The sequence below is a fragment of the Flavobacterium sp. 1355 genome (assembly GCF_017833415.1).
Taxonomy (GTDB): Bacteria; Bacteroidota; Bacteroidia; order Flavobacteriales; family Flavobacteriaceae; genus Flavobacterium.
Genome location: NZ_JAFICC010000018.1, coordinates 38,116 through 50,245 on the forward strand (window position 1 = coordinate 38,116; position 12,130 = coordinate 50,245).

At 32.3% G+C, this 12,130-nt stretch carries 12 protein-coding genes; 4 read left to right on the plus strand and 8 right to left on the minus strand.

The genetic code is table 11. The annotated features are described in order from the left end of the window. Window positions 1-41: 41 nt before the first annotated feature. On the minus strand, window positions 42-305 hold the full coding sequence (locus tag JOD96_RS19950; RefSeq protein ID WP_209565972.1) for a hypothetical protein: 264 nt from the start codon (window positions 303-305) through the stop codon (window positions 42-44). A 211-nt stretch (window positions 306-516) separates the two neighbouring features. Beyond that, window positions 517-954, minus strand: coding sequence for a hypothetical protein (locus JOD96_RS19955; RefSeq protein WP_209565973.1), 438 nt, complete (start codon window positions 952-954; stop codon window positions 517-519). 177 nt (window positions 955-1,131) lie between these two features. Between JOD96_RS19955 and JOD96_RS19960 the strand changes: the two genes are divergently transcribed. After that, window positions 1,132-1,503, plus strand: a complete 372-nt coding sequence (locus tag JOD96_RS19960) for a hypothetical protein (protein WP_209565974.1) — start codon at window positions 1,132-1,134, stop codon at window positions 1,501-1,503. Between the two features lie 54 nt (window positions 1,504-1,557). Here the strand turns inward: JOD96_RS19960 and JOD96_RS19965 are convergent, their stop codons facing one another. Next, entirely contained in the window at window positions 1,558-2,082 is a 525-nt protein-coding gene (locus tag JOD96_RS19965) for a PPC domain-containing DNA-binding protein (RefSeq protein WP_209565975.1), read from the minus strand. 538 nt (window positions 2,083-2,620) lie between these two features. On the opposite strand from JOD96_RS19965, the gene JOD96_RS19970 reads away from it, so the two are divergent. After that, window positions 2,621-2,995, plus strand: coding sequence for a response regulator (locus tag JOD96_RS19970; RefSeq protein ID WP_209565976.1), 375 nt, complete (start codon window positions 2,621-2,623; stop codon window positions 2,993-2,995). Between the two features lie 277 nt (window positions 2,996-3,272). After that, window positions 3,273-6,557: a CheR family methyltransferase gene (locus JOD96_RS19975; protein ID WP_209565977.1), complete on the plus strand. Its 3,285-nt coding sequence runs from the start codon at window positions 3,273-3,275 to the stop codon at window positions 6,555-6,557. Between the two features lie 160 nt (window positions 6,558-6,717). Here the strand turns inward: JOD96_RS19975 and JOD96_RS19980 are convergent, their stop codons facing one another. The 4 genes from JOD96_RS19980 to JOD96_RS19995 form a co-directional block, all read right to left on the minus strand. After that, window positions 6,718-7,692 (minus strand): YheT family hydrolase, encoded by a 975-nt coding sequence (locus tag JOD96_RS19980; protein WP_209565978.1) that lies wholly within the window; start codon window positions 7,690-7,692, stop codon window positions 6,718-6,720. A 206-nt stretch (window positions 7,693-7,898) separates the two neighbouring features. After that, window positions 7,899-8,288 (minus strand): RidA family protein, encoded by a 390-nt coding sequence (locus JOD96_RS19985; RefSeq protein WP_209565979.1) that lies wholly within the window; start codon window positions 8,286-8,288, stop codon window positions 7,899-7,901. A gap of 70 nt (window positions 8,289-8,358) precedes the next feature. Beyond that, the gene (locus JOD96_RS19990) at window positions 8,359-8,943 is read right to left on the minus strand and encodes a Crp/Fnr family transcriptional regulator (protein ID WP_209565980.1); all 585 of its coding nucleotides are present in this window, start codon (window positions 8,941-8,943) and stop codon (window positions 8,359-8,361) included. A 142-nt stretch (window positions 8,944-9,085) separates the two neighbouring features. Then, the gene (locus tag JOD96_RS19995) at window positions 9,086-9,769 is read right to left on the minus strand and encodes a DUF1080 domain-containing protein (RefSeq protein WP_209565981.1); all 684 of its coding nucleotides are present in this window, start codon (window positions 9,767-9,769) and stop codon (window positions 9,086-9,088) included. A gap of 445 nt (window positions 9,770-10,214) precedes the next feature. On the opposite strand from JOD96_RS19995, the gene JOD96_RS20000 reads away from it, so the two are divergent. Next, entirely contained in the window at window positions 10,215-11,309 is a 1,095-nt protein-coding gene (locus JOD96_RS20000) for an exopolyphosphatase (RefSeq protein ID WP_209565982.1), read from the plus strand. Between the two features lie 91 nt (window positions 11,310-11,400). Here the strand turns inward: JOD96_RS20000 and JOD96_RS20005 are convergent, their stop codons facing one another. Then, complete coding sequence (locus JOD96_RS20005; RefSeq protein ID WP_209565983.1) at window positions 11,401-12,093, minus strand: SIMPL domain-containing protein; 693 nt, start codon at window positions 12,091-12,093, stop codon at window positions 11,401-11,403. Window positions 12,094-12,130: the final 37 nt, after the last annotated feature.

Consider the following 12,130-nt stretch of genomic DNA (forward strand, 5'->3'; position numbering starts at 1 on the left):
TACAGGCTTTCTTTTTTTTATTCAAATTGCTCAAATTCATTTTATTTTGGAGTTGTTGTTGGACTTGAAACACTGTCTCTTCGATTTGAATTTGTTGGAGGATTTGTGGTGCTACTTTTTTTTCCAGCTTTGTTTTTGTGCTGTTTACTTATAGTATCCGTTTTGTGAGTATGTTTATTCGTTTTGCTTTTTTGCATAGTCGAATCTACAGTACTCTTTTGTTGTTTTGTTTTTGCAGGGGTTTGTTGTGCAGATGCAATTCCTACAAAAAATAACATGAAACATGCTAAAAATAAATTTCTCATAATGTTGTTATTTAATAAGTTAATACTAAAACCAGAAAGATTTATTCTCTCTGATACAGTACAAATTTTCAAAAGACGCAGAACATATTCTTACATTTTAATACAGCAGCTTTATATTATTTCCATTTCATATATAAATCAATTTATTTGAAAACGAAAAAGACGCTGTAATAATAGCGTCTTTGTTATCAATAGTATTTAAAAATATATTTTAATCCGCTTTATATTTATTGTTCCAATACAACATCAATAATAAGGTTACAATTATACAAGATGCAGATCCTTCAAAAAGCAAACAAAGCGTATAAGTAGTTACCGATGGTTCACCGCCAAACATAAATGCTTCGGATAATGATTTTACATAAGCGTCGCCGCCTTTGGCATAACTGTAAATCAATAATGCAAGAACACTAAACCCCACACCTACATGAGATGTTACCATTGCAGATATTGCATTGGGTAAAAAAGTGGTTTTGCCTTCGGCAAGATTCATTTGCAAAGACCTGTTTACACCATAAAAAATGAAGAGCACATTTAACAGACGCAGATAAAATAAATGGGCCAGATTTAAAACTTCAAGCAACAAGAAAAAAAGAGCTATTCCTAAAAATATATAAAACCCGTTGAGTATTTCTTTTGGTATCTTCATAATAGTAAATTTTATTAAATGAATATAAAAGTTTGAGTATCCAAATTAAAAGAAATGACGAAATAAATCTTCTAACTTTTTATTTGAAGATTATAAAATATCCATGAAACACAAACATGGATAACTAACTGAAAATAATATAATTATAAAACCAAAAACTATAAAAAACACTTATTTATGGATTCTAAATTTGTACTATTAACTTTTAATATCATTATTATGAATACTACAAATCATAGAAACAGCAGATCAGACAATGAAGGAATTGTTTCTGAAACTATGGAAACTAAAGATCCGGCAATCAATCAGCACCAAAATGATTCTTCAGGCAGGAGAGATTATGAAACCGATAATTCTTATGAAAACTCAGACAGGAAACACTTAAGTGAAAATGATGATACTGATGATCCTTATTTTCAAAAAAACAGCAATATAGCGCAGGATCTTGATGAGGATTTAAAAAATGACAACGATCCTGACAGAAGGACTCTGGATGAGTATAGTGCCAATAAAGCCGAACCGGATGATGATGAGGAAGACGATGAATAAAACTTCTCACAAAACAGCAAATTAATTAAACCGTTAGCTCAATCTGACGGTTTTTTATTTATGCTGACAAGACAGTTGGAGCACATTAGCATTTAGCGGAAACTCTTTTTTTCGTTCTAATTTTTCATCATTAAGGGTAATATAAATTTCCATTGAACCGGTTCCTACTTTTAGCGCAAGAATATGACCGCCATAGGCATCAAACTTTTCATCTGTTGCGACTCCATGAATGTGTATCGATGGTTTGTCTCCTTCCCAGGCAATAGAACCTGTTAAACTTCCCATCTCTGTTTTATTAAAGGTTTTGGGATTAAATTTCTTTTCATTAAAATCAAAAAAGCCAAAGGTAACTTCCTGTGCAAAACCTATACCTGTAAAGTTTGCCGACGGTATTTGCTTTTCTTTTACCAGATTCTCAATTCCGGCTATTACATCATCGCCTTCGCGAAAAACCATTAGATATCCTGCCGTAGTTTTTATATAACGGCATTTTGAATTAGTATCATTTTGCTGCGCTTGTGCCTTACTTATAAAAAGGAAAAATAGTATTGCAATCGAAATATTTTTAAGTATTGCCATGATTTTAGAATTAAGATTTTAAAACAAGCCAATTTATTTTTTTACAAATATTAATTTTTTACAGTATTTCTTTAAATTCTTACAAAAGCTTAATGCCTTTTTATTCCAAAACATGGAAATTATATAACAAAACGAAAAAATTATATAAAATCCTTTTTTATCATCCCTATAAATTTACGAAAATTAATACAACTTTAAGCAATTGACCTTTATGAAAAAGTCTACTTTACAAATCATTTTTATCTTTTTTTTAATAGCTGTTTTACATACAAATTGTTCACCTCATTGTGATGACGAAGATTACACCCGCGATCAAAAAGAAGCTGCCCTTCAAGCGGATACTCTGCGGATATCAAGAGGTTAATTTTTCTACAATTTTTTTTTTAGAAAAGCTTGTTATTTATGACAAGCTTTTTTTAACCTTTCTAAATTAAATTATGGCAAAATTTTCAGAACACCTTTTATGACTTTGATAAAATAAACCCATTTGATGCTAACAGCATCACAAACGTGATAATAATCCCCCAATAGTCAAATCATGAAATATAAAAATATATTGCAAATCGATGACGATTATGATGACTGCGATTTTTTTTCAGAAGCCCTTAGAGAAGTTTCTGAAGCGGCATACACCTCCATTCATAATCCTGTTCAGGCCTTGCAGCAACTTAGTAATAAAGTTATAGAGCCTGATCTGATTTTTCTTGATATCAATATGCCGTACATGAATGGTATAGATGTATTGACTGAAATCAAAAAAAAAGATGTACTAAAAAATATACCAGTAATTATATTTTCTACTTCTATTCCTTCTGAAATTAAAAATAAAATAAAAACTCTGGGCGCGATGGATTGCCTTATCAAACCAAACGAATTTAATGCCCTGAAAAAAATTTTAACCAATATTATTTAAAAATCTTTTGTTCCTCTTTTTTTGTTTTCTTATTGTTGTTCTTATCTTACTGTTTTAAGATAATGAATGTAATTTTTATTGTTCAGAAGTTTTCTGTATAGATCCTTCCCTACTCCATTTACCACAATCAATAAGTCCTTTTTAAAGTTTTGTTATTTAAAAATTTAAATAATGAACAAAACCTTAACTCGCAAGAGCATAAACCAAAGCTGATTAAATAAAAAACCTTTTTTACTATTAAAAAGACTTATTATCTTTGTTAAATATCACAGTTCTCATGAATCTATCTCAAATAGAAAATCCTCAAAAAACAATACAAAATTTTCCGGTAGTTGGTATAGGTGCCTCTGCCGGCGGATTAGATGCGTTTAAAAAAATACTCAAAGCCATACCGGAAGATTCGGGAATGGCATATATCATTGTACAGCATTTATCTCCTGATCATCCCAGCAATTTACCCGAGATTTTGTCTCAGAGTACAAAAATTCCGGTTCATGAAATCATTAACGATATCAATCTTGCTCCCAATCATATTTATATTATTCCGGAGAATAATAATTTAGTTACAGAAGATGGTGTTCTAAAATTACATGCCAGAACACGCGGAGAAAAAAAGAACAATTGTATCGATATTTTCTTTGAATCCCTCGCACATGTTTATAAAAGTTTTGCTGTTGGCGTTATACTTTCGGGAACAGCCTTCGACGGAACTTTTGGCTTAAAAAAAATAAAAGAACTGGGCGGTGCCACCATTGCTCAAGATCCGGATACTGCTGCATTTAAAGGAATGCCGCAAAGCGCCATTGATGCCGATGTAATAGATTATATACTGGCTCCTGAGGAAATTCCTGATCAGTTATTGAAGATTCACCAAAGTTATGCCGCAAATCACGGCTATACAGAAGAAGAGAATATCCCTAAAAATGAAGAGGAAATTCTGCACCAGATTCTTAATATCATTTTATTAAGAACCGGTAATGACTTTAGCCATTATAAAAAACCTACCATCAGGAGACGTATCGCCAGAAGAATGGTAATTGTGAGAAGAGAATCTTTAGAAGATTATTTTAACCTGCTTAGAAATGATAAAACAGAACAGGATCATTTGTTTAACGATTTCCTGATTCCGGTTACTTATTTTTTTAGGGACACTAAGTTTTTCGAATCGCTCTCGCAAATTGCATTTCCGCATTTAATACAAAATACTGTAAATAACAATTTACGTATCTGGATAGCCGGATGTGCAAGTGGTGAAGAGGCTTATTCACTGGCTATTAGTATTCATGAATATCTTGTACTCAAAAATAATAAGAATATAAAGGTCCAGATTTTTGCTTCGGATATTTCTGAAAAATGCATTACAAAAGCCAGAACGGCGATTTATTCTGCTCAGGATGTGCAGCACATTTCTCCGTCAAGGCTTCAAAATTATTTTACAAAACGTGATGGGCATTACCATATCAATAAGGTAATACGTGATATGTGTATTTTTGCTGTACACAACTTTATAAAAGATCCTCCTTTTGCGAGAATCGATCTCGTTTCATGCCGAAATGTATTGATCTATTTTGATCCTTTTTTACAAAACAAAGTATTAAGTTCTTTTCATTATTCATTGAAGGAAAAGGGGATTTTATTTCTTGGAAAATCAGAAACCACATTAAATGCAAATACTTTATTTGAACCGATTGGAAAAGCAGAAAAGGTTTATGTGCGCAAATATGCTGCCGGCCGTTATGTACCTGAAGCTTTTAAACCTTCAAATTTAAATATACGCGATAAAGCGGACGATCAGGAAAAAAAGGCTTTTCCTCAAACTGATTTTAGAAAAATTGCTTCTGATATTTTATTCTTAAAATATACTCCTGCAAGCGTAATTATTAATGAACATCTTGAAATTGTACATTTTCACGGAGACACCAGCCCATTTTTATTGCCGTCACCGGGAAAACCAAATTTCAATATTTTAAAAATGGCCCGCGAAGGCATAAGTTTTGAACTTCGTAACGCTATTTTAAAAATGAAAGCAGACAATAAAGCCGTAATTAAGGAGAATATTACAGTTAAGGATCAGTCCTATTTGGCCTCATTCGAAATAGTGCCTATTCCGAATGATAAGGAACATGTTATGGTTCTTTTTTACAAAAATCCACTTCCGGAAATTGATTTTGACGGCAGCACAAAAAGAAAAGTTTCTGATCAGCTTCGTATCAATGAACTGGAAAATGAACTCACCCAGTTACGTGAAGATATAAAACGCGTAACCGAAGAACAGCAGACGGCATTTGAAGAATTGCAGACAACAAATGAGGAATTGTTAAGCAGCAGTGAAGAACTGCAGGCTATGAATGAGGAATTGGAAACATCATCAGAAGAACTTCAGTCTAACAATGAAGAACTTATGTGTGTGAATGATGAATTAATGGACCGTCAGGAACAGTTAATTTCCATGCGAAATTATTCAGAATCTATTTTTAAGACCATTCGGGAACCTTTGATTATTATCGATAAGGATTTTTTTATAAAAAGTGCCAATCCGTCTTTTTATAAATATTTTCAAACTACTGAAAAAGAAACTGAAGGGCATTCTTTTTTTGAAATTGGAGATTGTCAATGGGATATTCCTGAATTTAAGGAATTGATTTCTAAAATGCTTGATGAAAAAACATCAATCGAAGATTTTAAGGTTGAAACGTTGTGCAAAGGTATTGGCAAAAAAATTATGATGGTGAACGCGCGCCGAATTCTCAATACCAAACCAAACGGAATGATATTGATTGCGCTTGAAGATATGACAGATATTATTGCGGCAAATGAACAGCTGTCTATTAAGAATGCTGAACTGGAAAATTATAATCAGCAGCTTGAAGCTTTCACTTCATCGGCAAGTCATGACCTTCAGGAGCCGCTGCGCAAAATTCATATGTTCGGAAAAAGAGTAATTGATAATGAAAAAAATCTTTCTGAATCCAGCATACATGATATTGAGAGAATGCTTTTCTCTGTGACCAATATGAGACAGTTAGTGGCTGATCTTATTGATTATTCGCGCATTAATTTTTTAGAAAAAGAATTTAAAATGACTGATTTAAACTTAGTTTTAAAGAAGATCATTGCAGATATAAAAGATGACATTGTAGAAACCAAGGCAGTAATTACGGTGATGCCCTTACCAAAACTAGATGTTATCCCTTATCAAATACAACAGCTGTTCACGAATTTAATATGGAATTCTATTAAATATGTGAAACCAAACGTTGTTCCGAAGGTAAGAATCGAAACAACAAATCCTTCTACAGAAGAAATTCTTGAAGTTGGAGGAGATAAAAATCTAAAATATGTAAAAATTTGTGTCAGTGATAATGGAATAGGCTTTGATCAGGCATTTGAATCTAAAATTTTTGAACCTTTTTACAGATTGCATACTACGGACCAGTATCAGGGAAGCGGGCTGGGTCTTACCCTATGCAGTAAAATTGCATCAAATCATAATGGTTTTATTACCGTAAAAAGTAAAATAGATGAGGGAACTACTTTTTATATCTATTTGCCAATACATTAGCAATACTTATACTTAAAGTATATTTTACTCTATCAATAATATTTACAGAGTAAGTCTGCTCTCCCCACAAAAAAGCCTAATCTAGATTAGGCTTTTTTTATTCAGTAAAGGAGATTTGCATTTTTTGCTTTCAAAAAATCTCTAATTGATGTCACTTTATTTAACAATCTGCTTTTACCCGCAGGGATTCAAAAAACTCAAAAGCTCTTTTCTCTGCATATGAATATTCTGAATCACGTAGTGGAAAAGCACAGTGCCCGCCATACTTAGGGGTTTCCAGATATACATATGCGCTGTCACGGGCTATCACTCTGGGGTAGCATCTTTCACCCAAAAAAGGATCATCGAGTGAATTTATAATTAAAACCGGAGTGGTAATATTTTTGAGTGAGAATTCTGGAGAAACCTGTTGGTAATAATCATCCCGACTTGCAAAGCCGTGCAATGGTGCCGTAAAATACTGATCGACTTCATCAAAAGAAGAAATCTTATCAATTTGGTCCCGGTTTATAAAATCAGGAAACTGCGCTGCTTTATATTTTAGCTTTCTTTTTATATCAATTGTAAAATTCTTTAAATAAACTCTGTTAAAGCCTTGTTTGAGAACAGCAGCACTTGTTGCAATATGAGTTGGCACAGAAATCGTAACTGCCGCTTTTATTCGCTGATCGATTTTTGTCCAGCCCAAATAATTCAAAAGCTGCACACCTCCCATAGAATATCCTATCAGATAAACATCTTCAAACCCTTTTTTTAAAACAAACTGAACCACTTCATCAAGATCGTCAACTGCACCATGGTGATACAGCCTCGGAAGCCGGTTCATTTCGCCACCGCAGGTTCGGTTGTTCCATGCAAAAACCGAAAACCCTTTTTGCTGAAAATATGCCGCACAGCTATTATTATAGGTTCTGCGGGAGTCTCCTTCGAGGCCATGACATAAAATAACAGCTTTTTTGGGATTGGTTAAAAGAAAATCGATATTGATAAAGTCTCCGTCACTTAACTCATGTTTTTCCCTGGTGTATCCCGGAACTTCAAACTTTTTAAATAAGGCAGCGTAGATAGTCGAAACGTGCCTGTTGCGATGAATAATAGAAGGGAAATTGTATTCTGATTGTTCAATGATTGGCATGATAAAAAGTTTATGGTATTACTACAAATTTAATAAATCAATCAATATGTAATCAAATACTGCATTTTTTATTTCACTTTTATTTATAATTCCAAACAACTTCCCAATCATTACAAACAAATAAAAAAAATCTTTATTTGTGCTATTGATGAAGTAACAGACCCCCCATCCCCGGTTTATTGGTTTTCTGGAATTAAAATATGAATCTATTTTACAACTGTAGCTTCCAATTCTACTTTTAGAGTTTCAAAAAGGCTTTTTACTTCCAGTACCGTACTGGATTGTTTGATCTCATTTTTTTGAATCCAGTTTTGCAAAACATCAAAATTTTCAAATAATGAAGCACTGTCTGTTGTGTAGATATTAAGCCTGACAATATTCTTCAATTCATAGTTGGAATTATAAATTACTTTTTCAAGATTTTCTATTGTTTGTAATAACTGATTTCTCATATCTGCCTTACTCGAAATTCCATCATCATCTATAGCAGTCTGCCCAGATACATATAGTGTTCCCTTTACGTTAGTAACTTCTACTGCCTGAACATAACTTCTTGCATCTTGCCAATTCCACGGGTTTATTACTCGTTTTTCCATCTTTATATATTTAAAATTAATAGATGCAAAAATCAGCAGACTTGCCTTTAGAACGGTGTGATAAATATCACTATTTTGAAAAATTTGTAAAAAAACGACTAAGTGTCTCACGAGAAACACCCAAATAAGAAGCCAAAGAGCTTTTGGGAACCCGCTGTAATAACGAAGGATTTTTAAGCAGTAACTCTTCGTATCGATCCCGTGCGTTTGATGTTAAAAATGATAATATCCTTGTTTGCGAACCAATATGTCCGGCTATAGATTTTCGAAGAAAAAATTGCTCCATTTTACGTAAATCCGAACAAAGTTTTTCGAAGTTTTTCAGCGAAAGGCCATAAGCAATTGTATCTTCAATACATTCCAGAGTTAGCAATGCTTTAGTTTGTGTATAGAAAGCCTGAAAATCGGTTTCCCACCAATCTTCCATTGCAAATGAAACTATATGTTTTTTAGTATTCTTATCTTCATAAACTAATTTAATAAGCCCTGATACTACAAAATAAACTTCTTTTACATCATTTCCTTCTTCGATAATTAATTCTCCTTTTCTGAATGTTTTTAGCTCAAAATGAGATACTATAAAAGAAAATTCTTCATCTGTTAAAGAAATTACTTTCTCAATATGTGTCCTTAAAAATTTTTCAGGATTAGTCATAAATGGTTTTAGCGGTAAATTTAAACATTAACATGATTTATAAAATCGAAACGACATGTTATCGAAAAATAAATTTAAAAAAAATCCAAATCCAACATTAAAATTTGGATTTGGATTTTTTTTAATTAAAGATTTATATCGCTTATTTTATTTCTTTTATCATAATGTTACGATACCATACATTGTCTCCATGATCCTGCAAGGCTATTTTCCCTTTTTTGAATGTGCCAAATCCAGGCCAGTTTGCAAATTTACTTCCTGCAATCAGCTTTTTAAAATTATCGTCCCACAATACCGTTTCGACTACAGTAACTCCATTTAGAATAAGCGTCAATTTTCCTTTTTTGCTTATAACTTCGGCAGCATTCCATTCTCCAACTTTTTTTACAGGTTCAGATTTACTTTGTATTAAATCGTATAAATCTCCTGCACGGTGCTTTGTGATTTTTCCGTCGGGATGTCCGTCATTGTCCAAAACCTGCATTTCAAGACCTGTCTCGTATGTATTTTTATATTTTTCAGGATCTTCATTGACATAAAAAATTATACCACTGTTAGAATTTGGAGCTATTTTCCATTCTAGTTTTAAATGAAAATTTTCAAATTCAGCGTCTGTTACTAAATCTCCGCCCTGACCATTTTTTGCCGCTTCAGGATCAAAATGCAATACTCCGTCTTCTGCTTTCCATCCCGGCCCTACTGAATTTTTTCCATAAGAATGCCAGCCTTTTGTAGTTTTCCCATCAAAAAGAGATTTAAAACCTTTCTGTGCATGAATTGTTTGTACAAAAGACAAAATCAATACTGTAATTATAATTTTTTTCATTTTGTTTAATTTTTATTATGTGTTTAACTCGTTGTAGAATACATGTAATTTAATGCTAAACATAGCAGAATTTAAATGTATATAATCTGGTTTAAACCACATCAATTATTATCAAAAAAAGATACTCTTAATTTCTGTTATAATTTTATTTTTGAAGTAATTTTTACGATATCTCATAAAACGCTGTTATTTCTATCCTAAGATTACACAATTGTAAGTTTTCTTACATAAGAGCTGATAATAAGTTAAAAAAATATCAGATTAAACTTTTGCTTTGCATTATAATTGCTTAATTTCGCGCCCGATTATAATGTTGATATTAAATAAGTTTTCAAACAAAAAAAGAGGTTTCCTTATTTTATATAGCAATGATCTTCTCATCATAATTTTCATAAACACTACATATAAATACCACGTTCTTATATTATAACCATAATTTAATCCAATGCTAAAAAGAAACAAATTCCATATTTTAATTTTACTTTTTTTAAATTTATTTTTTTCAATCAATTCATTTTCGCAGAAAAATCTTTATGCAGGAATTGAAGTCGGGCGCAGAGCAATAAAAGTTTCTGTTATCGAGGTAAACAATATCAGAAAAGCAGATTATAAGATTATCTCCTTTACAACTGACAGGCTTAATTTTGCCGAACATATTGCTAATACAGGCGAAATTCCTCAGGAAGATATGAATAAAATCAGCGTTACGGTTGTGGATCAGCTAAAGAAAATAAGAGAAGAACATAAGATTCCGGAAGAACACATCTTTATTGTAGCAGCTCCGGTTTTTGCATCTGCCCGCAATATTGATGTTTTAACAAAAAAAATCACAAGCCTGACCAACAAAAATTTTGATGTCATGAATGTTGAGGAAGAGGCAAAAATATTGGTAAAAGGTGCTATGCCTCCAGTAGATTATCCCAACGCTTTATTACTTGATATTGGTGCTCAGACTACAAAGGGCGGATATATAGATGAACTTGAAGATAATAAATTAGCGTTTATTCCTTTGGAACTGGATTTTGGTACCATGACACTTACTGATGCAGTAAAGAAAACGGTTGCAAATCCAAATCAGGTTAATGACCTTTCGACTTATCAGGAGAAATCTTTTGATTTTAATCCGATTCTGCGAAAAAAGGTAAAAGAAATGCTGGACACAAATCCTCTTTTATTAAAGAAAGATAAAATTTATTTATCCGGAGGAGCTGTATGGGCTTTTGCAACTTTGTACTATAACGAAAATGTAAAAGAGCATTATATTACGCTAAGCATGGAAGATGTTCTCAATTATGATGCAATCCTGAAAAACAATTTCAGCAAGTTTAATACCCTTGCTCAAACCAATAAAGAAGCTGCCAGAGTTTTGAGTACGTATGACCAAAAATACCTTATTTCGGCAAATAACATATTAGTAAGTTTATTAGAAGGTATTCCAAACCTGGAAACAAAGAAAGTTTACTTTGTAAAAGAAGGTCAGGTTACATGGTTAATCTCATATATTGCAGATCGTTCTAAAAAAGTGAATACTAATTTCTAAAAATCAACTTTAGAAATAAACAATAAAAAAAATCCAAATTCCAATTTTAAGCTGGAATTTGGATTTTTTATTATTGGGCTTTTCTGTTTTTTTAGTCTAAAACAAAACTTACACTAACATTTGCAGTAATTTCTATTTCTCCAATTGCCAAAGTTTCGTTTGATGCTCCCATGGCATCTGCAGATTCTTTCATTCTCATTGCAGCATACATTGGCTGTGGGTGATAGACTTGAGAATTATCAGCGATCGTAAATGCTTTTCCTACTTTTTGTCCTAAAACAGACACATATTCATCTGCTTTTGTTTTAGCATCTTTTATTGCGAGTTTACGGGCTTCAGATTGGTATTGTGCCAGTTTAGATGATTCAAAAGAAACTTTGTCAATTCGGTTGATACCTTGTTGTACAAGACCTTCCATTAACTCGTCATATTTAGTCAGATCTTTTACAATGATTTCTACAGTTTGTGTGGCGTTGTAACTTGTTTTCTTTTTCTCATAATCGTATTGCGGATTTAGAGCTACTTGTTTAGTTTTAAAATCTGCAGTTGGAATATTCATTTTTTTGATGAATTTTAAAACAGCATCCATTTTTTCGTCATTCTGTTTTTTAACCTCTTTAGCATTATTCCCTTTTGTTTCAACCGAGGCCGAAATACAAACCTGATCAGGGGCTACTTTTACTTTTCCTTCACCATTTACATTGATTAAAGGAATTTGTTTGATTTCCTGGCCGTAAGACATAGTCATAAATATGATTGTTAAAAATAATACTAGTTTTTTCATTTTTGTTATATTTAATAGTTCGTTAATTACATTTCAA

Excerpts from the sequence above, each read along its gene's own strand:
- JOD96_RS19985 (WP_209565979.1), bottom strand. The coding sequence starts at position 8,288 with ATGGAAAAACGAGTAATAAACCCGTGGAATTGGCAAGATGCAAGAAGT.
- JOD96_RS19950 (WP_209565972.1), bottom strand. The coding sequence starts at position 305 with ATGAGAAATTTATTTTTAGCATGTTTCATGTTATTTTTTGTAGGAATT.
- JOD96_RS19990 (WP_209565980.1), bottom strand. The coding sequence starts at position 8,943 with ATGACTAATCCTGAAAAATTTTTAAGGACACATATTGAGAAAGTAATT.
- JOD96_RS20000 (WP_209565982.1), top strand. The coding sequence starts at position 10,215 with ATGCTAAAAAGAAACAAATTCCATATTTTAATTTTACTTTTTTTAAAT.
- JOD96_RS20005 (WP_209565983.1), bottom strand. The coding sequence starts at position 12,093 with ATGAAAAAACTAGTATTATTTTTAACAATCATATTTATGACTATGTCT.
- JOD96_RS19955 (WP_209565973.1), bottom strand. The coding sequence starts at position 954 with ATGAAGATACCAAAAGAAATACTCAACGGGTTTTATATATTTTTAGGA.
- JOD96_RS19965 (WP_209565975.1), bottom strand. The coding sequence starts at position 2,082 with ATGGCAATACTTAAAAATATTTCGATTGCAATACTATTTTTCCTTTTT.
- JOD96_RS19970 (WP_209565976.1), top strand. The coding sequence starts at position 2,621 with ATGAAATATAAAAATATATTGCAAATCGATGACGATTATGATGACTGC.
- JOD96_RS19980 (WP_209565978.1), bottom strand. The coding sequence starts at position 7,692 with ATGCCAATCATTGAACAATCAGAATACAATTTCCCTTCTATTATTCAT.
- JOD96_RS19960 (WP_209565974.1), top strand. The coding sequence starts at position 1,132 with ATGGATTCTAAATTTGTACTATTAACTTTTAATATCATTATTATGAAT.
- JOD96_RS19975 (WP_209565977.1), top strand. The coding sequence starts at position 3,273 with ATGAATCTATCTCAAATAGAAAATCCTCAAAAAACAATACAAAATTTT.
- JOD96_RS19995 (WP_209565981.1), bottom strand. The coding sequence starts at position 9,769 with ATGAAAAAAATTATAATTACAGTATTGATTTTGTCTTTTGTACAAACA.